Consider the following 21,297-nt stretch of genomic DNA (forward strand, 5'->3'; position numbering starts at 1 on the left):
ACAGTGGGTAACCAAACGTTATTTCACAGGCGGGGGCCGCCGGAGTGAAATGCCTCATCCCCTTCCCCCGACGGAGTGAAGCATGCAGGCCGTTCAGGAACTGATCGCCCCCACCGGCGGCGCACCCTCGCTGCAGTTCGACGTGATGCGCGAGATCTTCACGCTGCTGGCCCCCTACAATGTCGGCAGCAAGCCGATCACCCCGCAGACGGTCATCTCCAAGGGCCTGACCGTCGATTCGCTCACCATCATGGACGTGATCATGGAGCTGGAGGACCGTTTCGACGTCACCATCCCCATGAGCGTAGCCGCCAACATCGTAACGATCGACCAGCTCGCCGAGGCCGTGGTTTCGCAGCGCGCGCGTCGCTGACAAAATTACCCCGCCCATGAGATAAGTTCGCGAGCACGTTGCGCGGCTCGTGCTACGTAACCTGCGATGACTCCCGCAGAACGCCGGCAGATGATGCTGGCCGGGCCGATCGTGCCCACCATCCTCGCCCTAGCGACGCCGAACGTGCTGAACGTGGCCATGCAGAGCCTCGTCAGCATCGCCGACGGCTACTTCATCGGCCAGCTCGGCGTGATCGACCTCGCCGCGCTGGCGCTCGTCTTCCCGACCCAGATGACGCTCGGAATGATGTCGGCTGGCGCCATGGGTGGGGGCATCTCCTCCTCGGTGGCCCGCGCCCTGGGCTCGGGAAACAAGGCGGGCGCCGAGGCCGCGGCGGCGCATGCACTCGCCATCGCCATCGGCATGGCGGCGCTGTTCGGCCTCGTTTTCGTGGGCTTCGGCCGCCAGATCTACGGCGCCCTCGGCGGCAGCGGTGCCGCGCTCGACCGGGCCGAGGCCTTCGCCACCATCCTGTTCTCCGGCTGCGTCGCCCATTGGGTCGCCAATTCGATGGCCTCGGTGCTGCGCGGGACCGGCGACATGAAGACTCCGGGCCTTGCCCTGGTCGTCACGGCGGCCATCCAGATCCCGCTTACCGGCGCCCTCACGCTGGGCTGGTTCGGCTTGCCCGCCTTCGGCATTCGCGGCCCTGCCATCGCCGCCGTGATCGCCTTCGCCCTCGCCGCACTCTGGATGCTCTCCAAGCTCACCGGCGAGAAGGCGGCGCTTCGACTGCGCTGGCCGGTCGATGGTTTCCGCTGGCGGGCCTTCCGCGACATCCTGAAGGTCGGCCTGATCGCCTGCCTGGTGGTCATCCTGACCAACGGTACCGTGCTGGTCGTTACCGGCCTGATCGGCCGCGAGGGCGACGCCGCCATCGCGGGATACGGTATCGGCTCGCGGCTCGAATACATGCTGATCCCGATCAGTTTCGGAATCGGCGCGGCCCTCACCGCCCTGGTCGGCACCAACATCGGTGCGAAGCAATATGCCCGCGCCCAGCGCATGGCCTGGACCGGTGCCCTGATGGCCGGCGCCGTTGCCGCGACCATCGGCGCGATCGTCGCGATCTGGCCCGACCTCTGGCTCGGCCTCTTCACGACCAATCCGGGCGCGCTGGCCTCGGGCCGCCACTATCTCAGCATCGTCGGCCCCGCCTACGGCTTCTTCGGCCTGGCCATGGCGCTCTACTTCGCCTCGCAGGGCACGGGTGAGATGATCTGGCCGGTCGGCGCCAACATCACGCGCATCACCATCGCCGGCGGCGGCAGCCTGCTCGCGCTCGACCATTTCGGCTGGGGCGTGTCGGGCCTCTACGCCTGCGTGGCGCTGGGCATCGTGGCCTTCTCCGCCGTGCTCGCCTTCTCGACGACCAGACGGGCCTGGACCGGCTAAGCTCCGCCACCGGGCGACGCAACAGGGCAGAACGTGAAGACGATCCTCATCATCGGTATCGGGGCCGGCGACCCCGACTATCTGACGGTCCAGGCCATCAAGGCGCTCAACCGCACCGACGTCTTCTTCCTGATGGACAAGGGACAGGCCAAGACCAAGCTACGCGCGCTGCGCGAAGTGATTTGCCGACGCCACATCGCCCCTGGTCATCCGCATCGTTTCGTCGAGGCGCCCAGCCCGCCGCGCGATACGCAGCCGGCCGACTATCGCGCCTGCGTCGATGAGCTGAATGCCGCCAAGCAGGCCGTGTTCGAACGCATGATCGCCGACATGGCGGACGGCGAGACCGCCGGTATCCTCGTCTGGGGCGACCCGATGCTGTACGACAGCACGATCCGCAACATCGAAGCCATTGCCGTCGCAGGAACGCACGCGATCCAATACGAGGTCATCCCGGGTATCAGCGCGGTTCAGGCACTGGCGGCCCGGCACAAGATCCCACTGAACCGCATCGCCGAGCCCGTCCTGCTGACCACCGGCCGCAGGCTGGCCGAGGGTTTTCCTGCGGATGCCCGGAGCGTGGTGGTCCTGCTGGATGGCGAGGACACCTATCGCCAGTTCACCGGCCAGAACATGGAAATCTACTGGGGCGCCTATCTCGGCACGGCCGACGAGATCCTGATCGCCGGCAAACTGGATGAGGTCGTCGAAGAGATCCACCGCCGGCGCAGCGAGGCGCGGCGGAAACACGGCTGGATCATGGACACCTATCTGATGCGGAGAGCCTAGCCGCGCACGGCTCGCCAGCCGCGCGACCTCTCGGCTTGATCTGGATCATTCCGCGACCGGGCGTGCGGTTCTCAGTTACAATCCGGAATTGGTTCAAAGCACGTCTCCAGGGTCTCGGGCATGAAGAAAAAAAGCCGCACGCGCGCAGCCTCCCGGCGTTCCGTCAAACTCGGCGACACGGCACGAGCGCGGTCTTCCCGCGCGATCCAGAAGTCGGTCGAGAAGGAAGCCGTCGAGGCTGCGGAGGAGTCGAAGGAAATCGCGGTGCGCGACATCCTCGGGCTGATGGTTCCCGACCGAAAGCACGAGTTGGCCGAAGCGCTTCAGGCGATCATGGCGGGCGCATCTCCCGACGACGCCATCGCCCTGAAGCGCGCCCTCCAGACCTCCGAAGCGGAGAAGGCGGTCGCGGGGCCCCACCCCGACGAGGAACTGGCCGATGACTGGCGACAGGGCGGCTATCCCTACCGCAATCTCATGCTCCGCCGGAGCTACGAAAAGGCCAAGTACGGGCTGCAGGTCGAGCTGCTGAAGCTTCAGAGCTGGACCAAGGAGCAAAAGCAGAAGGTCGTCATACTCTTCGAGGGCCGGGATGCTGCCGGCAAGGGCGGTGCGATCAAGCGCTTCATGGAGCATCTCAATCCGCGCGGCGCGCGGGTCGTGGCCCTCGAGAAGCCGTCGGAGACGGAGCGCGGCCAATGGTATTTCCAGCGCTATGTGCAGGAGCTGCCGACCGCCGGTGAAATCGTGCTGTTCGACCGCTCCTGGTACAATCGAGCGGGAGTCGAAAGGGTGATGGGGTTCTGCACCGACGAGGAATACAAGGAGTTCATGCGCCAGGCGCCCGAGTTCGAGAGAAACCTGACGCGCAGCGGACTGCATCTCATCAAGTTCTGGTTCTCCGTGAGCCGCGAGGAGCAGAGAAGACGCTTCAAGGAAAGACAGGTTCACCCGCTCAAGCACTGGAAGCTGTCGCCCATCGATCTGGCGTCCCTCGACAAGTGGGAGGACTACACCAAGGCGAAGGAAGCGATGTTTCAGCACACCGACACGGCCGATGCGCCCTGGACGGTCATAAAGTCGGACTGCAAGAAGCGGGCGCGGCTGAACGCAATGCGATACCTGCTGCACCGGCTTCCCTACGACGGCAAGGATCCCAAGAAGATCGGCGCTCTCGACCCCCTGCTGGTCGGGCGGGCCCACGTCGTCTACGAGCGTGGCGAAAACGCATCCGTCGTTCTCTGAGATTCCGCCCCGCTGATGCCTGGGCGGCCGTTCTCCCCTCTTTCATACGGGCTCGCAAGGGACTTCCCCGCTGTCCCGTCGTGCTATGCTGGACGCCAATTCAGCAATGGGAGATGAACGATGAGCGACACCAACAAGATTACGGGACTGCAGCTTCGCTCCCTGATCTCCAAGGCAGGCCAGCTCGAACTGTCGCTCGTCCGGGTCGACGTGCCCGAACCCGGCCCCGACCAGGTGGTCGTCAAGGTCGAGGCCACGCCGATCAATCCGTCGGACCTCGGCCTGCTCACCGGCCCTGCCGACCTGACCAAGGCCACGTCGAGCGGCAGCGGTGAGGCCGTCAAGGTGACGGCGCCGGTTTCCGCGGCCGCCCTTCCCTTCCTCGCGACCCGGCTGGACGAATCCATGCCGGTCGGCAACGAAGGCGCGGGTACCGTGATCAGGACGGGTTCCTCCGAGGCCGCGCAGGCGCTCAAGGGCAAACTCGTCTCGATGGTCGGCGGCTCGATGTATGCCCAGTACCGCGTCCTGAACGCCCGCGACTGCCAGCCCCTGCCGGCCGGCACGACCGCCGCCGAAGGCGCCTCGTGGTTCGTCAATCCGCTGACTGCGCTCGGCATGACGGAAACCATGAAGCGCGAAGGCCACAAGGCGCTGGTCCACACGGCCGCCGCCTCCAACCTCGGCCAGATGCTGAACAAGATATGCAACGAGGACGGGATCGGACTCGTGAACATCGTGCGCAGCCCCGAGCAGGCCAAGCTGCTGAAGGGGATCGGCGCCAAGCACGTCGTCGATTCGAGCGCCGCGACCTTCCAGGACGATCTCGTGCAGGCGCTGGTCGAGACCGGCGCCACCATCGCGTTCGATGCGATCGGCGGCGGCAAGCTCGCCAGCCAGATCCTCACGGCCATGGAAATCGCCATCAACAAGACTGCGACGACCTACAACCGCTACGGCTCGTCCGTGCACAAGCAGGTCTATGTCTACGGCAGCCTCAACACCGCTCCTGTCGAACTCACGCGCAACTACGGCATGGCCTGGGGCGTGGGCGGCTGGCTGCTGACGCCGTTCCTGCAGAAGATCGGCCGCCCCGACCAGACGCGCCTGCGCGAGCGTGTCGTCAACTCGCTCAAGACGACCTTCGCCAGCCACTACACCAAGACCATCTCGCTGCCGGAGGCTCTCGACCTCAAGAACCTCACCGCCTACGCCAAGCGCGCCACCGGCGAGAAGTTCCTGATCAACCCGAACAAGGCGGATTGAGGTCCGGCCGGAGGAGCACGTCGATGCGAAACCGGATGCTGGCCATGTCTCGCCTGGCGCTGCTGGTGATCGCCTCGACGCTCCTCCCTGCCGCTGCCTTCGCCAAACCCGAGGATTTCCGCGAGTTCGTTCTCTGGTCGCTGCCACCCGGCAACCAGAAGGCGCCGCTCGTGATCCTCATCGAAGGCAATGGCGGCACACGCCCCAACGCCCGCAGCACGTGGACCGACTGGCTCACCGCGCGCGGCGTCGCGGTGGCACAGGTCCGCAGCGCCGCGGCGCGCAACCGCCAGGACTGGAGCGGCACCGGCTGCAGCCTGCAGTACAGCGGCGATGCGCGCGACGTCCTCGATCTCGCCCGGACGGAGCAGCCGAGAATCGACACAACGCGGTTCGCGGTCATGGGCTTTTCCCGCGGCGGGACGGAGGTGCTGAATTCCGCGAAGAGCTTTTCCAACGCTCCGGCACAACCCATCGCCGTCTTCGCCTTCTATCCCGGCTGCGAGGGCTGGTGCACGACGGACTATGCCAGGACCGGCCCGACGTCGGTCCAGATTCTCTACGGCGACGTCGACGACTGGGGCAAGCATCGCGACAGCTACGGCCAGTGCCGCCGTCTCGCGGGCGGCAAGATCGTCTTCCACAACATTCCCGGTGCGCATCACGGCTTCGACGGCCGCTCCAGCGGGACCTTCCGCGCCTCCAGTCAGGTCTTCCGCTACGAACCCAACGCGGAGGCGCTCGAACGGGCCCGCACCATCGTCTGGCAAACCCTCGGACCGGCCTGGGGACTGCCCTAGTCGCACCTGCGCCAAACGGTGAAGAGGGCCTCGACGACGCCTGGGCCCGAACCTTGCTACAGCCCCGCTGAGCGGCCCCTTTCCGGGCAGACACACAGAGGACTGAACAAATGCCGCGCGAAACCGGAGACAGCGTCCGCGGGCGGACGCCGTACCTGCCGATCCATAAGCGGCCTAAGCTTACCCTGCCGGGTAAGGCGCGGGTCGCCGTCTGGACGATCGTGAACGTCGAGAATTGGTCGCCGGCCGGCGCCATGCCGCGGACCGTGCTGCCGCCGCCAATGGGCGTCCCGCTGCTGCCCGACGTGCCGAACTGGGCGTGGCACGAGTACGGGATGCGGGTCGGCTTCTGGCGCTTCCTCGAGACGCTGACCGCGCGCAAGCTCAAGGCGAGCTTTGCCGTCAACGGTACCGCTTGCGAGCTCTACCGCGAGGCCTGCCAGGCCGCGCACGAGGCCGGCTGGGACTTCATGGGTCACGGCTGGGTGCAGAAGCCCATGCACAGGGTCGAGGACCAGAAGGCCGCCATCACCGATACGATCCGCGCCATCGAGGCGCTGACCGGCAAGCCTCCGCGGGGCTGGGAGAGCCCCGGCCTCACCGAGACCGACGAGACGCTCGACCTGCTGGCCGCGGCCGGCATCGAGTATGTCGCAGACTGGGTGATGGACGAGCAACCGCTGCCGCTCAGGACGGCACACGGCGAGATCGTTTCCGTTCCCTACACGGTCGAGATCAACGACGTCGTCATCAGCGCCGTCCAGCAGCAGCCGTCGGACGAGATCTACCGCCGCGGCCGCGACCAGTTCGATCGTCTCTATCTCGACGGGCTGAAAGCGCCGCGCGTCATGGCGATCTCGATCCACCCCTATCTCACGGGCGTGCCGCACCGCATCAAGTATCTCGAGATGCTGTACGACTACATCCTCGGCCACGAGGGCGTCGTGATGTGGACGGGCGCCGAGATCCTCGACTGGTACCGCACCCAGGTGCCGCCCACGCAGTAGCGCACGTCAGGCCGACGCGCGCTTCGCCGCCGCTTCCTTCTCCGCCATCTTCTGCTTCAGCTGCTCCGGCGTGAGACGGACGATGTGTTCGTTCTGGTGGCTGAAGATGTCGTACTTCGCGACATCCAGGTCCTCGAGCACGATCTCGCGCGACAGCACCTTCTGCTTCCAGACGGCATGCTCGGCCTCCGCCGCATGGAACTCCGGCATCACCTCGCGCGCGAAGAGGTCGAGGGAGGAACAGATGTCCTCGTGGCTGGTCTTGCCGGCCTGGTTCAGCAGGATCACCTGATCGACGCGGCTGGCCTGGAACTGGCGCAGTTTCCGGCGGATCGTCTCGGGCGAGCCGATCAGGCCCGAATCGAGCGCCTTCTTCTCCTCGGGCCCGCCGCGCCACGCCTGGTATTCCTCCCACAGGTTCGACGTGCCCGGCGCGTCGACGCCTTTGCGGCCGTAATAGGAGAGCGCGAAGATGAAGAAGGTCCAGCCCGCGGCCTTGGCCTCGGCCTCCTCGTCGGTGGCGGCGCACATGAAACCCGAGACCATCGCCACGTTGGGATTGCTGGGATAGTCGGCAAGCTTGTTCGAGTTGTTGAGCAGGTTGTTGTAGTACCGGTGCACCCAGGCGCGCGCGGCCTCGGGCGTCACGAAGGTGAAGCCCAGCGCGCCCATGCCCCATTCGCCGGCCTTGCCGATCGTCTGGATGTTCGAGCAGGCGACCCAGAGCGGCGGATGCGGCTTCTGGAACGGCTTGGGGATCACGTTGCGCGCCGGGAAGTCGTAGTACTGGCCGTGGAACTCCCAGCTCTCCTTGGTGAACATCGGGACGATGGCCTTCACGGCCTCCTCCCAGCGCTCGCGCTTGTCGCGCACGCGGATGTTGAACGGATGCAGTTCCGCCGGCCCCGCCGCCTCGCCCATGCCGAGTTCGACCCGGCCGCCCGACAGCAGGTCGAGCGTCGAGACCTTCTCGGCGACGCGGTGCGGGTTGTTGGTGGTGAGCTGGATCACGCCATGGCCCAGCCGGATGCGCTTGGTGCGCTGGCTCGCCGCGCCGAGGAATACTTCGGGCGCGGAGGAGTGGGAATACTCCTCAAGGAAGTGATGCTCGACCTCCCAGGCGTAGTCGTAGCCCAGCCGGTCGGCGAGCTCGATCTGGGTCAGCGAATCCTGCAGGAGCTGATATTCGCTCTTCTCGCCCCAGGGCCTCGGAAGCTGATGCTCGTAGAAGATGCCGAATTTCATGGGAGTCTTTCCTCACGCCGACTTGCAGAAACCGGAGATGCTGCCGACCAGCTTCGGCACCATCTGCTCGGGAACATCGTGGCCCCAGCCGGGGAAGGTTTCGATCTTCGCGCCCGGAACCAGGCTCGCGACGTCGCGACCGCACTCGACCGGCAGCAGCGGATCGTCCTCGCCGTGCAGCACCAGAGTGGGCACCTTGACCGTCTTCAGCAGATCGACGCGCGGGCCTGAGACCATGATCGAGAGATACTGCCGCGCAGCGCCAGCAGGATAGTAGCGGCGATCGATGTTGCGCTCGACCAGGGCGCGCATCCTCGCCGGATCGGTCGGATATCCCGGACTGCCGATCACGCTGCGCAGCTTGATGCCGTGGGCGATGAGTTGCTCGCGCGCCGGCCCCTCGGGCAGCGAAGACAGCATGGCGACCGCCTCCGGCTTTCCCATGGGCAGCCCGATGCGGCCGCTGGTCGACATGATCGAGACCAGCGAACGCGTGCGCTGCGGATAGGTGCCGGCGATCACCTGGGCGATCATGCCGCCCATCGAGGCGCCAACCATGTGTGCACGGTCGATGTCCAGCGCGTCGAGCAGGCCGATCGCATCCGCGGCCATGTCGCCCAGCAGGTACGGCGCCTCGACCTTCTCTCCCTTCATCAGCCTGGCGAAGGCCCCCATCAGGTCGGGCACACCCCATTTGTCGAAATCGGTCGACAGGCCGACATCGCGGTTGTCGTAACGCACGACGAAGAAGCCCTGGCCCGCCAGCCCTTCGCACAGCGACTCCGGCCACAGCGTCAGCTGCGCCCCCAGGCCCATGATCAGCAACAGGGCGGGGTCGCCCTTCCTGCCGAACGTCTCGTATTCGATCTCGATGCCATTGGCCTTGGTCTTCGCCACGCTTCCTCCGGGGTTGCCCGTCAGTATCGCCCGCGTCTCGCCGCCCACCAATAGGCCAGCGGCCGCCGCAGCGGTCCCATCGGCCGGTCGAGGGACAGAGCCGGCAGCAGGATCGGCAGGGAACGGGGATCGACCTTGCCGCGCAGGGCCCGGGCATCGCCGACCAGCTGGTCGCGTTCGGTCCCCTCGCCCATCAGCCAGGCCGCACCGATCGCATGGGCGGCCTGCCGCGAGGCGGCATCCTCCACGCCCAGCACCGAAAGTTCGAGATCGGCCAGCGCCTGCCCGGCCGTCATCACGTCCAGCGGCCCCTCGATCTCTTCCTCGCGAGCGTCGACTAGCCGGACCAGGGCTTCGCGCTGGAGACCATGCCGGCGCACGGCTTCACTGAGCGATTCGACAATGGGCTGCGCTCGTGGCTTCCCGGCACCGACGGCTTCGGCAATCGCCTCGCGCCACCATTCCAGCCGGATGCGCGCCAACATCGGTTCCCGAGTCACATTGCGGGTGCGCGCCAGCTCATGGTCGAACGCCAGCAGGGACAGCAATCCGCTGCGCTGCGGCTCCGGCGCGAACAGTGCGCCGAGGAAACGCTCGCGGTCCGCAGCGCGCACAATGTCCAGCACGTAGCGGTGCGAAGCCTCGGGGGCGCTGTAACTGTTCGGCGGGGATTCGGACATCGGGGATAACGACAGGGTGCGACCGTTGAACGCAGGCAGGGTTGAGTTTACAATATGACCATCGGGGATTCTTCAATCCTCTCAATAAGATAAAAGGGGATATTCATCATGGGTGCCTTGTTTACCTCTCTTGGGCGCACCGTTTCCGCAGGCATCGTGCTCCTGGTTGTGATCGTCGTCGGCGCCGGTGTGCTGTCCGGACAGTCGATCAAGATCGATCATTCCTACGCGACGGTCATCATGCGGTGGCTGCACGTGGTTTGCGGCATCATGTGGATCGGGCTGCTCTGGTACCTGAACTTCGTGCAGGTGCCCACCATGCCGAAGATCCAGCCGGTCGAAAGCCGCACCGCCATCACCAAGTTCATCGCTCCGACCGTGCTCTGGTGGTTCCGCTACGCCGCCCTCGCGACCGTCATCACCGGCCTGCTGCTCGCAACGATGAACAAGTACCTCGTCGAGGCGTTCACCCTGCGGCCCGGCTTCGTCATGATCGGCATCGGGATGTGGATGGCCCTTGTCATGGCCTTCAACGTCTGGTTCATCATCTGGCCGGCGCAGCAGAAGATCCTGGGTCTGGTCGAGGCGACCGCCGAGGAGAAGGCGGCGGCGGCACCGCGCGCCCTCTATGCCAGCCGCTTCAACACCATGTTCTCGATCGGCATGCTCTACTGCATGGTGGCGCAGCAAAACGCGCCGATCTGACCGACGTCACCTTGGAAAAGGAACGGGGCCCGCGGGGCCCCGTTTTCGTGGGTCCGGCGCACCGCCCGCTACAGCGGGATCAGCGCCGCCGCCACCCGGCGTCCCTCGGCCAGCAACACGTTGTAGATGCGGCAGGCCGAGCCGGTGTCGACCACTTCGATCCCCATGCCGGCGCCCTTGAGAGCGGCGCGCAGGTCGGGCGGCACGAAGACCGCGCGCGCGCCGCAGCCCAGCACGAGGATTTCCGTCGGGATCGCGGCCTCGCGGAGCGGCGCCAGGCTTTCGAGGGAAAGCTCCGCGGCGCTCGTCACGCTCCACGGATAGGTCGCGGCCGGCGTCACCAGCACCGGAGACTGCCATTCCCGCTCGCTGATCAGGAAGCGGCCGGGACCGTAGCTGCGAATGTACTGGACCTGCTTCGGGTCCGGCGTCGGCAGACTCTTGTCGGCAGGTCCCGGGGCCGGTGGCTTCACGCCCCTGCCTGCTCCGTCTTGTCGGCCTTATCGGCCTTGTCGTCGGCGGGACGAAGCTGGTCGGCGCGCAGGCCGAGATAGACGAGGCCCGCACAGGCGACCCAGACCGACGAGTAGGTACCGACGATGACGCCCCACAGCATAGCTATCGAGAAACTGTGCAGGACCGGCCCCCCGAACAGCACCAGTGCACCCACGGCAACGAACACCGTGGCCGAGGTCATCATGGTGCGCGACAGCGTCTCGTTGATGCTCTGATTGAGGAGATCGAGCAGCGGCATCTTCTTGTAGCGGCGCATGTTCTCGCGCACGCGGTCGAAGATCACGACGGTGTCGTTGATCGAGTAGCCGGCGATGGTCAGCACCGCGGCGAGCGCGGTCAGGCTGAAATCCAGCTGGAACAGCACGAAGATGCCGATGGTCGAGATCACGTCGTGCAGCATGGCGATCAGCGCGCCGACCGCGAACTGCCACTCGAAACGCACCCACACGTAGATCGCGATCGCAACCATCGTGGCGATCACGGCCCAGATGCCGCTCCGCATCAGCTCGTCACCGATCTTCGGGCCGACCGATTCGGTGCCGCGCAGCTCGTAATTGGTGCCGATCGCATCCTCGACCAGCTTGATCGCCACCTGCTGGCACCATTCGGCGCGCTGCTCGACCGACATGTCGACCTTGGCCGTGTTGGTCGTGCCGCGCGGCAGCTGGCGTTCCTGCAGGGTCAGGCCGACCCGACTCACCGCATCGCGCCAGTTGGCGCCGTCGAGCGCGGCCGGCGCAGTGAACTCGACGTCGCCCGTGCCGGCGGCGCCCGGCTTGACCAGCCAGCCCGGCCCGGCGCGCTTCTGCATCACGCGCTGGGCGCCCGCGACGCACTGGTTGTCGCCTTCCTGACGCTGGACGCGGATCAGGACGGTGCTGGGATCACCGAATTCCTGCAGCGACACCTCGCCGACGCCGAGCGCGCCCACCGTGTTGCGCAGCTGGTCGAGTTCGGCCTTGCCGTCCTTGGCCTTGGCCTGGATGGCGATGCCGCCCTTGAAGTCGATGCCGAAGTTGAGGCCGATCGTGAAGACGCCGACGATGGAGACGATGTTGATCAGGGTCGACAGGATCAGCGCGATGCGGCGCTGACCGAGGAAGTCGAACTTCCTCTTGAAGGCGAACAGGCGGACGGGCTTCCACATGGCTGCGCCTCAGATCACGAGTTCAGAGGGACGCCGCCAGCGCACCCAGACCGAGAGCAGCATGCGCGTGAAGATCGTCGAGCTGAACATCGAGGTGATGATGCCGAGCGTCAGGGTCGTCGCGAAGCCGCGAATCGGTCCCGATCCGAAGCCGAACAGCAGTACGCCCGCAACCAGGGTCGTGAGGTTGGCGTCGATGATGGCCGACATGGCCTTCTCGTATCCCGTCGCCAGCGAGCTGAACGGGGAGCGGCCCAGGGCCTTTTCCTCGCGCACGCGCTCGTAGATCAGCACGTTGGCATCGACCGCGAGGCCCGCCGTCAGGACGAGGCCCGCGATGCCCGGCAGGGTCAGCGAGGCGCCGAGGATCGACATGCCGGCGAACACCATCAACAGGTTCACCAGCATGGCGAGATTGGCGAAGCCCCCGAACACCGGCCCGTAGGCCACAAACATGAAGATCGCCACAAGGAGGGTGCCGACGAGCGCCGCCACCGTGCCGGCCTGGATGGCATCCGCGCCGAGGTCGGCACCGACAGTGCTTTCCTGGATGATCGTCAGCGTCGCGGGCAGCGCGCCGGAGCGAAGCAGAAGCGACTGCTCCTGGGTCTGCTGGGTCGTGAAGCTGCCGGTGATGATGCCGCTGCCGCCGCAGATCGCGCTCTGCACGACCGGAGCGCTGATGATCTCGCCGTCCAGCTGGATGGCCAGCCGCTTGCCGATGTTGGCGCGCGTGGCGGCGCAGAAGGCTCGACCGCCGGCCGAATTGAAGGTGAAGCTGATGATCGGGCGGCCGCCCTGCTGTTGCTCGAAGGTGGCCTTGGAATCGTCGAGGTCCTCGCCACCGACCACCACGCGCTTCAGCACCGGCAGGCACTGCGGCTGGTAGCGGCGGCAGATCTGCTCCGGCGACAGGCGCGGATTGGCGGACTGGATGTCCTCCCAGGCCTTCGGATTGGTGCGCCGCAACTCCTGCATGCCCTCGCGCGTCGGCACCAGGTAGGTGGTCGGCGGCACGGTCTGGGGAATGTTCTGGCCGGTCGCCGCAACATCTTCGTTGACCAGATGGAAGGTGAGCTTGGCGGTCTGGTTGATCTTGCGCTTGAGGTCGGTCGTATCCTTGATGCCCGGGACCTGAAGCAGGATGCGCTCGTCGCCCTGACGCGTGATGGTCGGCTCGAGCGTGCCGGTTTCGTCGACGCGGCGGCGAAGGATTTCGATCGACTGGTCGATCACCTCCTTCTTCTTCTTCGCCATCTCCTGGTCGGAGTAGGCAACCCGGATCGTGTCGCCAGTGCCGGAAATCACGAGCGACGGATCGACGGCGCGGATCGCCTCGATGGCCTTGCTGCGCGTGGACTCGTCACGCAGGTTGACGACGAGGGCTCGGCCCGGCTCGACAGTGACGTCCTTGAAGGGCACCTGCTGCTTGCGCAGTTCGGCGCGCATCGAGTCGGACAGGTTGGTCAGCCGCTCGTTCAATACCGAGCGCAGATCGGCTTCCAGCAGGAAGTGCGCGCCGCCGCGGAGGTCGAGGCCGAGATTGATGCGGCTGCTCGAGTACCAGTGCGGCATGTGGTCGAGCACGCTGGACGGCAGCAGGTTCGGCAGCGCGAACAGCGCCGACAACAGCGTGATGCCGGCTATGACGATCGTCTGCCAGCGCGGAAGATTGAGCATGCCGACCTGGCCTCTCGCGCTCGTTACTTCTTGCCGCCGCCGAACAGGCTGCCGAGCAGGCTCTTCCGCTCAGGCGCGGGGGCCGGGGGCGGCAGCATGGGCTTGTCGTCTTCCTCGCTGCTGTCCTTCGGACCGCGCACCGATTCGCCGCGGGTCAGGATGTCGGTGATGGTCTGCTTGATGATGCGGACCCGGACGCCCTCGGCGAGTTCCACCTGGACCTCGTTGTCCGAGATCACCTTGGTCACGAGGCCGATGATGCCGCCGCCGGTGACGACCCGGTCGCCGCGCTTCACCCCGGCGAGCATTTCGCGCTGGGCGCGCACCTTGGCCTGCTGCGGCCGGATCAGCAGGAAATAGAAGACGACGAAGATGAGGATCAGCGGGAAGAGCTGGACGAGGAAATCCCCGCCGCCGCCACCTGCACCCTGCGCCCACGCCTGCGAAATCAACATCGTCTGCTCCCGAATCTTCCGGCCGTCGAAAAAGCGCGCGGACTATAGCGGTCTTGCCCCGCTTTGCAATGCAAGCGGGGGACGATATGGTCGCCCCCCTTTTCAGCGGCCGGCGACGATGGATCAAGACCTTAAAGCCACTATTTCACGCATTGCGGCAGCCCTCGACCGTCTGGCGCCCCCGCTCCCTCCCGGCGCCGACATCAATGGGGCGGAAGCCTATGTCTGGCACGCGGCCGGCCCCCGCCTCGAGGCGGTCCCGAAGGTCAACCGCGTGAACCTCGATCTCCTGGTCGGCATCGACCGCCAGAAGGAGACCCTGGTCGAGAATACACGGCGCTTCGCCAAGGGCCTCCCGGCGAACAATGCCCTGCTCTGGGGCTCCCGCGGCGCCGGCAAGAGCTCCATCGTCAAGGCCGTCCACGCCCATGTGAACCGAGAGATGGGCGGCCCGCCGGGCCCGCTGGCCCTGGTCGAGATCCATCGCGAGGACATCCCGTCCCTGCCCGCGCTCCTGACCATGATCCGCGATTCCAACCGCCGCTTCATCGTGTTCTGCGACGATCTTTCGTTCGACGGTCAGGATGCCGCCTACAAGTCGCTGAAGGCGGTGCTCGACGGTGGCATCGAGGGCCGGCCCGAAAATGTCGTGTTCTATGCGACCTCGAACCGGCGCCACCTGATGCCGCGCGACATGATCGAGAACGAGCGCTCGACGGCCATCAACCCGTCGGAGGCGGTAGAGGAAAAGGTCTCGCTGTCGGACCGCTTCGGCCTGTGGCTCGGTTTCCACAATGCCGACCAGGACACCTTCTTCTCGATGATCGAAGGTTATTGCGCGTTCTACGGACTCGACGTGCCCAAGGACGAGCTGCGCAAGCAGGCGGTCGAATGGTCGATCACCCGCGGTTCCCGCTCGGGCCGCGTCGCCTGGCAGTTCATCCAGGAAACCGCCGGACGCCTCGGCAAGAAACTGGGGTAACGATGGAGCAACCGGGATGAGCGATCCCGAAGACGTGATGTTCTCTCCCGCCGTGAAGGCGGAGCAGACGCGTCTGGGGTCGCGCGCCCGGTTCGAGGGCCGGACATGGAACACGGAGATCACCGACGATCTCCGGCAGTTCCTCGCGATCGTCGATACCTTCTTCTTTGCGACGGCCAGCACCGACGGCCGGCCTTACATCCAGCATCGCGGTGGCCCGCCCGGGTTCCTGAAGCCCATCGGCACGCATACGCTGGCCTTCGCCGACTTCGCGGGCAATCACCAGTACATCTCGCTCGGCCACCTGCGCGAAAACGATCGCGCCCACATTTTCATCCTTCACTTCGCCACGCAGCAGCGTGTGAAGCTCTGGGGTCGCGCCCGGATCGTCGAAGGCGATCTCGAATTGATGGAACGGCTGGTCGATCCACACTATCGCGCGCGGCCGATGCGGGCGATCGCCTTCAGCATCGAAGCCTGGGACATCAATTGCCGACAACACATCGTGCCCCGCTACAGCGAGGCTGAAATTGCGCCGGCGGTCGATCAGCTCACGCGGCGGATCAAGGAATTGGAAGAAGAAGTGGCGCGACTGAAGGGCTAGGCACGGTCCTTGCTAGTTCCCCTCCCGATCAGGGGGAATTGCACATGAACAAGTCGAAGACCGCCATCCTCAACCGCCGCACCGTCCTCGCCGCGGCGGGTGCCGCCACCGCCGCGCTCGCGGCGCCGCGCATCCTGCGCGCCCAGGGCAAGGAACTCGTCGTCGGTGGCGCCGCCAGCCACAAGAATTTCGTCGAGACCATCATCGCGCCGGTCGTGGAGAAGAAGTTCTCCTGCAAGGTCGTGTTCGAAGGCTCCCGCTCGCTGGTCAATCTCGAGAAGATGCAGAAGAACAAGGACAAGCAGTACCTGTCGGTCGTCATGATGGACGATCCGGTCATGATCCCGGCGGTCGCCGAGGGGCTGCTCGATCCGCTCACTGTCGCCAAGGTGCCGAACCTCGCCGCGCTGAAGCCGGGTACGGTCCACATGGACGGGATGTGGTGCAACTATCTCCAGCCCTGGCTGGGTATCGCCTACAACCCGAAGGCCATGAAGACGGCCCCGACCTCGTGGGCCGACGCCTACGATCCCAAGTACAAGGGCCGGGTCATCCTGCCCTCGCTGCAGAACACCGAGGGCCTCGCCAACCTGTTCATGGCGGCCTTCCTCGCCACCGGGAAGCCGATGGCCGATGCCCAGAAGGACGTCGATGCCGGCTTCAAGAAGCTGGTCACCATCAAGCCCAACCTGCTCACCGCCTACACCCAGATGCCGCAGGCCTACAATCTTCTGGAACAGGGCGAAGGCTTCATGATCTCGAGCGCGATCTCCCAGGTGGCGCTGGAGCGCAAGGCCGCGGGCGCGCCGGTCGACATCGCCGTGCCGAAGGAAGGCATCTTCGCCATGCCGTCGGGCGTCGCACTCGTGAAGGGCGGGCCGCAGCCGGAACTGGCCGCGGGTTACATCAACGAAATGATCGGGCCGGAAATCCAGGCCAAGCTGTCGGCCGCAACCTACTCGCTGCCGACCAACAAGGACACGCCGGTGCCGGCCGGCGCGCCGACAAACGCGACGATCTTCGGTATCAACTGGAAGTTCGTCGCCGACAATCGCGCCGACTGGGTGAAGCGCTGGGACCGGGACATGGCGATGTAGTCGCGCAGCCGCCACGTGACCTCTGATTCCTTCCTCGACGTCGCCGGCGCCGAAAAGGCGTTCGGCGGCGTTACCGTCCTCGGCGGTGTCGACCTTCGGGTTGCGGCCGGCGAGTTCATCTCGCTGCTGGGCCCCTCAGGGTGCGGCAAGACCACCTTGTTACGAATCATCGCCGGTCTTCTGGCCGCCGATCGTGGCTCCATCCGGCTCGACGGCGAGGAGATCGGCGCCCGGCCGCCGCACCGCCGCGATGTCGGCGTCGTCTTCCAGAACTACGCCCTGTTCCCGCATCTGACGGTCGCGGAGAACATCGCCTTCGGCCTCAAGGCGCGGAAGCATCCCGCCGGAGAGATCGGCCCGACAGTGCGGCGCTTCCTGTCGCTGGTCCATCTGACCGATTTCGCCGACCGTTCCGTTCGCGCCCTCTCGGGCGGCCAGCAGCAGCGCGTCGCGGTGGCCCGCGCGCTGGCGGTGAAGCCGAAGCTGCTGCTGCTCGACGAGCCCTTCTCCGCGCTCGATCGCAAGCTGCGCGAAAACATGCAGATCGAGCTGCGCCGCCTGCTGCGCGAGTTGGGCATCACCGCCGTGTTCGTCACGCACGATCAGGACGAGGCGCTCACCATGTCCGATCGCATCGCGGTGATGAACAGGGGCGCGATCGAGCAGCTGGCCGAACCGGCGACGATCTACCGGTCGCCCGCCACCGCCTTCGTGCTCGAATTCGTCGGTCTCTCCTCGCGGATTTCAGGCACGGTCGTCGGCCAGGACTACGAACATGTCGTCGTCGATACCGCCTATGGTCAGCTGCGCGCGCCGGGCAGCTTCGTGCCAGGCGCATCGGTGGTGCTGGCAGTGCGCCCCGAGCGGATCAAGGTCAATGCACCGGGAGACTATGCGCTGGTGGCGCGGCTGCGCGACGCCGTCTTCCAGGGCTCCAAGGTGCAGCTGCATTTCGAGGCCCGGGACGGCGACCATCTCATGGTCGAAACGGCCGACCTTTCCGATGGCCTGCCCGCACCCGGCACAGAGATGCGCCTGGGCTGGGCCGTCGCCGACACGCTGATCTACCCGGCGTCATGACCCCGAAGAGCGCGCCCTCGCCCTGGCGTGATCCCGTCGCGCTCCTCGCGGCGCCGGCGGTCCTTTACCTGCTGGTCATCTACGCCTTCCCGCTGCTCTGGCTGTTCATGAAGAGCCTGACCGGCCCGACCGGCTTCACGCTCCAGCCCTACGTCTCGTTCCTCGGCGACCCCTTCAACTGGCGCGTCGTCGGCAACACGCTGCGGGTCGCCGCCTGGGTCACCGTCGTCTGCTTCCTGATCGGCTATCCCGCCGCCTTCGCGCTGGCCCGCGCCGGCGCGGTCCTGCAGATCGTGATGCTGGTCGCGATCATCCTGCCGCTGTCGGTCGGCGCCGTGGTCAAGGCCTTCGCCTGGCAGATCGTGCTGCGCCGCGACGGGATCGTCTCGCAGATCCTGGTCGGCCTCGGCTTCTGGGACGAGCCGCAGCGACTTCTGTTCACCGAGACCGGCCTGGTGCTGGGCGCGGCCAACATCTTCCTGCCGTTCATGATCCTGCCGATCTATTCGGTGGTGAAGCTGATCGATCCCCGTCTCAGCGAGGCCGGCGCGACCCTGGGCGCGACGCCGCTCTACCGCTTCGCCCATGTCACTCTGCCGCTGACCCTCCCAGGCATCGTCTCGGGCGTCGCCTTCGTCTTTTCGATGAGCGTGTCGATGTTCGTCATCCCCTCGCTGCTGATCGGCGACCGCTTCCAGACCCTGTCGACGCTCACCGGTCGCTCCTTCCTGCTGATGCGCAACGAACAGCTCGGCTCGACCACGGCAGTGATCCTGCTGGTCCTGGCCGTCGCCATCGTCGTCGGATCGACCTGGCTGGCGCGGCGGATCGGAGGCAGCACCACATGACCGCCCTCGAGCGCACTTCGCAGTACGTCGTCTGGTTCATCGCAACCTTCACCGTCGTCTTCCTGATGACGCCGCTGGTCGTGACCATCGCCGTCTCCTTCGGCTCCTCGACGGTCTTCACCTTGCCGCCACCCGACTGGTCGCTGCGATGGTACGAACGTCTCGCCGGCATGCGCGGCCTGCTGCCCGCGCTCCTAGTCTCCCTGCAAGTGGCTGCCGCCTCGACGGCGGTCGCCCTTGTATTGGGCACACTTTGCGCCATTGCCCTCGTGCGCGGCCGCTTCCCCGGCCGCGAGACGATCTCGACCTTCCTCGTATCGCCGCTGATGCTGCCGGGTCTCGTCATCGGCATCGCCATGCTGCAGGGCTTCAAGGCGATGGGCCTGCGCGACGTCTATGCCAGCCTGCTGATCGCGCACGTGGTGATCACGCTGCCCTACATCGTCCGCACCGTGGTCGGCGCACTCTCGCTCTTCGACTTCTCGCTGATCGACGCGGCACGGACGCTGGGCTGTTCCTACCCCGCCGCGCTCACGCGCGTGCTGGTGCCGGCCCTCGCCCCGGCGTTCCTCACGTCGGGCATGTTCGCGTTCCTGGCGTCGATGGACAATTACCCGATCTCCATGTTCTTCACCGATGCCTGGACCAAGACACTGCCCATCCAGATGCTGCAATATGTCGAGGAACGGCCCGACCCGACCATCGCGGCGATTTCCGCCGGGCTGGTGCTGCTCGCCATCGTGGCGCTCGTGATCGGAGACCGTCTCGTGGGCTTGCGCAAGCTCGCTGATTTCTAGGAACGGCCGAATGAAAATCCTCGTCGCCAATCCCAACACGTCTACCGGCGTGACCGACCGGCTCGTGACCGCGGGCAAGCTCGTCGCCAGCCCCGGCACCGAACTGCTGCCGATGACCGCGCCGCGCGGCGTGCCCTACATCGCCACCCGCGCCGAGGCCGCCATCGGAAGCGCCATGATGCTCGAGATGCTGGCCGAACGCCGCGGCACCTTCGACGCCGCCATCGTTGCCGCCTTCGGCGACCCCGGCCTCGGCGGCGCGCGCGAGTTGTTCGACTTCCCCGTGGTCGGCATGGCGGAGGCCGCGATGCTGGTGGCCTGCACGCTCGGTCGCAAGTTCGCGATCGTGAGCTTCGCCAAGGCGCTCGAACCGTGGTTCGCCGAAATCGTCGACTGGCATGGCATGTCCGGCCGCTGCGCCGCGATCCGCACGCCGGACGAAGGCTTCCGCTCGATCGACGACGTACAGCACGAGAAGGAGCAGGTGCTGATCGACATTGCCCTCGGCACGGTGAAGAACGACGGCGCCGACGTCGTGATTCTGGCCGGCGCGCCGCTGGCCGGGCTCGCCAACACGATCCGCGACCGCGTGCCGGTGCCGCTGGTCGACGGCATCCAGGCCGCGGTGACGATGGCCGAGGGGCTGGTGCGCCTCAATCCGCGCAAGGCGACGCAAGGCACCTATCGCCGCCCCGCGGCCAAGGACTCCAAGGGCCTTGCGGGCCCCCTGGCCGATATCATCGGCCATCGCGAGTCGTGACCGCGATGCGCGACCTCAAGGGCTACGGCCGCACGCCACCCGATCCGCAATGGCCCGGCGGCGCCCGGGTCGCCGTCTCCTTCGTGATCAACTTCGAGGAAGGCGCGGAGATGTCGTTGTCGGCGGGCGACGCCCACAACGAGAAGGTCTACGAGGTCACCGACGAGGTCGTGGGCGTGCCCGACCGGTGCATGGAATCGCATTTCGAGTACGGCACCAAGGCAGCCTGGTGGCGCATCGCCGATTCGCTGGAGCGGCTGGGCGTGCCGGCAACGGTGAGCACCTGCGGCCTGGCTGCCGAACTGTCGCCCTGGCTGATCCAGGACGCCGTGGCGCGCGGCCATGAAATCTCCTGTCACGGCTGGCGCTGGGAGAAGCATGCCCACATGGAGGAGGCGAAGGAGCGCGAGATCATCGCCCGCACAGTCAAGGCGCTGACGGACATCGCCGGCACGCGGCCCGTCGGCTGGCACACCCGCTCGACGCCCTCGCCCAACACGCGCCGGCTGCTGGTCGAGGAAGGCGGCTTCCTCTACGACAGCGACGACTACTCCGACGACCTGCCGTTCCATGTCGAGCTCGCGGGCAAGCGCCACCTGGTATTGCCCTACAGCTTCGACACCAACGACATGCACTATCACCAGGGCTTCCACCGCTTCGTGTCGGCCCGCGACTTCGCCGACTACACGAGCGATGCCTTCGACACACTGTGGGCCGAGGGCGAGAAGTCACCGAAGATGATGTCGATCGGCCTGCACCTGCGCATGATCGGCCGCCCCGGCCGCATCGCCGCCCTCGACCGCATCGTGTCGCACATGAGGCAGAAGGGCGGCGCCTGGTTTGCCACCCGCCGCCAGATCGCCGAGCACTGGAACGCGCGGTTCAAAGACTCATAGTTGGGAGCGCGC

The 21,297-nt window shown here is 66.3% G+C and carries 23 protein-coding genes; 16 read left to right on the plus strand and 7 right to left on the minus strand.

Going from position 1 to position 21,297, the window contains the following annotated elements:
• Positions 1–82: 82 nt before the first annotated feature.
• From LJ725_RS05370 to LJ725_RS05400, 7 genes are all read left to right on the plus strand, one after another.
• Positions 83–373 (plus strand): acyl carrier protein, encoded by a 291-nt coding sequence (locus LJ725_RS05370; protein ID WP_230549577.1) that lies wholly within the window; start codon positions 83–85, stop codon positions 371–373.
• A gap of 66 nt (positions 374–439) precedes the next feature.
• Positions 440–1,789 carry an MATE family efflux transporter gene (locus LJ725_RS05375; RefSeq protein WP_230549578.1) on the plus strand — a complete coding sequence of 450 codons (1,350 nt, stop codon included), beginning with the start codon at positions 440–442 and terminating at the stop codon, positions 1,787–1,789.
• A 33-nt stretch (positions 1,790–1,822) separates the two neighbouring features.
• On the plus strand, positions 1,823–2,578 hold the full coding sequence (gene cobF / locus LJ725_RS05380) for a precorrin-6A synthase (deacetylating) (RefSeq protein ID WP_230549579.1): 756 nt from the start codon (positions 1,823–1,825) through the stop codon (positions 2,576–2,578).
• A gap of 120 nt (positions 2,579–2,698) precedes the next feature.
• Positions 2,699–3,823: a polyphosphate kinase 2 gene (gene ppk2, locus LJ725_RS05385; RefSeq protein WP_230549580.1), complete on the plus strand. Its 1,125-nt coding sequence runs from the start codon at positions 2,699–2,701 to the stop codon at positions 3,821–3,823.
• Between the two features lie 120 nt (positions 3,824–3,943).
• Positions 3,944–5,089 carry a zinc-binding dehydrogenase gene (locus tag LJ725_RS05390; protein ID WP_230549581.1) on the plus strand — a complete coding sequence of 382 codons (1,146 nt, stop codon included), beginning with the start codon at positions 3,944–3,946 and terminating at the stop codon, positions 5,087–5,089.
• Between the two features lie 23 nt (positions 5,090–5,112).
• A complete protein-coding gene (locus tag LJ725_RS05395; protein WP_230549582.1) occupies positions 5,113–5,889 on the plus strand; it encodes a dienelactone hydrolase family protein in 777 nt (258 codons plus the stop codon).
• Between the two features lie 110 nt (positions 5,890–5,999).
• Positions 6,000–6,896: a polysaccharide deacetylase family protein gene (locus tag LJ725_RS05400; RefSeq protein ID WP_230549583.1), complete on the plus strand. Its 897-nt coding sequence runs from the start codon at positions 6,000–6,002 to the stop codon at positions 6,894–6,896.
• 6 nt (positions 6,897–6,902) lie between these two features.
• Here the strand turns inward: LJ725_RS05400 and LJ725_RS05405 are convergent, their stop codons facing one another.
• The 3 genes from LJ725_RS05405 to LJ725_RS05415 are packed head-to-tail and all read right to left on the minus strand — an operon-like array spanning position 6,903 to position 9,718.
• On the minus strand, positions 6,903–8,141 hold the full coding sequence (locus LJ725_RS05405) for an LLM class flavin-dependent oxidoreductase (RefSeq protein ID WP_230549584.1): 1,239 nt from the start codon (positions 8,139–8,141) through the stop codon (positions 6,903–6,905).
• Positions 8,142–8,153: 12 nt separating this feature from the next.
• Positions 8,154–9,038 carry an alpha/beta fold hydrolase gene (locus tag LJ725_RS05410; protein ID WP_230549585.1) on the minus strand — a complete coding sequence of 295 codons (885 nt, stop codon included), beginning with the start codon at positions 9,036–9,038 and terminating at the stop codon, positions 8,154–8,156.
• 20 nt (positions 9,039–9,058) lie between these two features.
• On the minus strand, positions 9,059–9,718 hold the full coding sequence (locus tag LJ725_RS05415; RefSeq protein ID WP_230549586.1) for a squalene/phytoene synthase family protein: 660 nt from the start codon (positions 9,716–9,718) through the stop codon (positions 9,059–9,061).
• 108 nt (positions 9,719–9,826) lie between these two features.
• Here LJ725_RS05415 and LJ725_RS05420 point away from each other — a divergent pair, with 108 nt between their 5' ends.
• Positions 9,827–10,423, plus strand: coding sequence for a urate hydroxylase PuuD (locus tag LJ725_RS05420; RefSeq protein ID WP_230549587.1), 597 nt, complete (start codon positions 9,827–9,829; stop codon positions 10,421–10,423).
• 68 nt (positions 10,424–10,491) lie between these two features.
• Here LJ725_RS05420 and LJ725_RS05425 read toward each other — a convergent pair whose 3' ends face one another.
• Genes LJ725_RS05425 through yajC form a run of 4 tightly spaced genes read right to left on the minus strand, consistent with a single transcriptional unit; the run spans position 10,492 to position 14,221 of the window.
• Entirely contained in the window at positions 10,492–10,896 is a 405-nt protein-coding gene (locus tag LJ725_RS05425) for an Mth938-like domain-containing protein (protein ID WP_230549588.1), read from the minus strand.
• Positions 10,893–12,086 (minus strand): protein translocase subunit SecF, encoded by a 1,194-nt coding sequence (secF, locus tag LJ725_RS05430; protein WP_230549589.1) that lies wholly within the window; start codon positions 12,084–12,086, stop codon positions 10,893–10,895. Before secF ends, LJ725_RS05425 begins: the two co-directional genes overlap by 4 nt.
• A 9-nt stretch (positions 12,087–12,095) precedes the next feature.
• Positions 12,096–13,766, minus strand: a complete 1,671-nt coding sequence (gene secD, locus LJ725_RS05435; protein ID WP_230549590.1) for a protein translocase subunit SecD — start codon at positions 13,764–13,766, stop codon at positions 12,096–12,098.
• Positions 13,767–13,789: 23 nt separating this feature from the next.
• The gene (yajC, locus tag LJ725_RS05440) at positions 13,790–14,221 is read right to left on the minus strand and encodes a preprotein translocase subunit YajC (RefSeq protein WP_230549591.1); all 432 of its coding nucleotides are present in this window, start codon (positions 14,219–14,221) and stop codon (positions 13,790–13,792) included.
• 118 nt (positions 14,222–14,339) lie between these two features.
• On the opposite strand from yajC, the gene LJ725_RS05445 reads away from it, so the two are divergent.
• From LJ725_RS05445 to LJ725_RS05480, 8 genes are read left to right on the plus strand one after another with little or no spacing between them, the layout of a single operon-like run.
• Positions 14,340–15,203: an ATP-binding protein gene (locus LJ725_RS05445; protein ID WP_230549592.1), complete on the plus strand. Its 864-nt coding sequence runs from the start codon at positions 14,340–14,342 to the stop codon at positions 15,201–15,203.
• Positions 15,204–15,219: 16 nt separating this feature from the next.
• On the plus strand, positions 15,220–15,807 hold the full coding sequence (locus tag LJ725_RS05450; protein WP_230549593.1) for a pyridoxamine 5'-phosphate oxidase family protein: 588 nt from the start codon (positions 15,220–15,222) through the stop codon (positions 15,805–15,807).
• A gap of 44 nt (positions 15,808–15,851) precedes the next feature.
• The gene (locus LJ725_RS05455) at positions 15,852–16,904 is read left to right on the plus strand and encodes an ABC transporter substrate-binding protein (protein ID WP_230549594.1); all 1,053 of its coding nucleotides are present in this window, start codon (positions 15,852–15,854) and stop codon (positions 16,902–16,904) included.
• 15 nt (positions 16,905–16,919) lie between these two features.
• Positions 16,920–17,984: an ABC transporter ATP-binding protein gene (locus tag LJ725_RS05460; RefSeq protein WP_230549595.1), complete on the plus strand. Its 1,065-nt coding sequence runs from the start codon at positions 16,920–16,922 to the stop codon at positions 17,982–17,984.
• Entirely contained in the window at positions 17,981–18,832 is an 852-nt protein-coding gene (locus LJ725_RS05465; protein WP_230549596.1) for an ABC transporter permease, read from the plus strand. The genes LJ725_RS05460 and LJ725_RS05465 overlap by 4 nt, the downstream gene beginning before the upstream one ends.
• Entirely contained in the window at positions 18,829–19,629 is an 801-nt protein-coding gene (locus LJ725_RS05470) for an ABC transporter permease (protein ID WP_230549597.1), read from the plus strand. Before LJ725_RS05465 ends, LJ725_RS05470 begins: the two co-directional genes overlap by 4 nt.
• Before the next feature lie 10 nt (positions 19,630–19,639).
• Entirely contained in the window at positions 19,640–20,389 is a 750-nt protein-coding gene (locus LJ725_RS05475) for an aspartate/glutamate racemase family protein (RefSeq protein WP_230549598.1), read from the plus strand.
• A 5-nt stretch (positions 20,390–20,394) separates the two neighbouring features.
• A complete protein-coding gene (locus tag LJ725_RS05480; RefSeq protein ID WP_230549599.1) occupies positions 20,395–21,285 on the plus strand; it encodes a polysaccharide deacetylase family protein in 891 nt (296 codons plus the stop codon).
• The last annotated feature ends 12 nt before the right edge of the window (positions 21,286–21,297 follow it).

It is taken from the genome of Reyranella aquatilis (assembly GCF_020880995.1).
GTDB lineage: Bacteria > Pseudomonadota > Alphaproteobacteria > Reyranellales > Reyranellaceae > Reyranella > Reyranella aquatilis.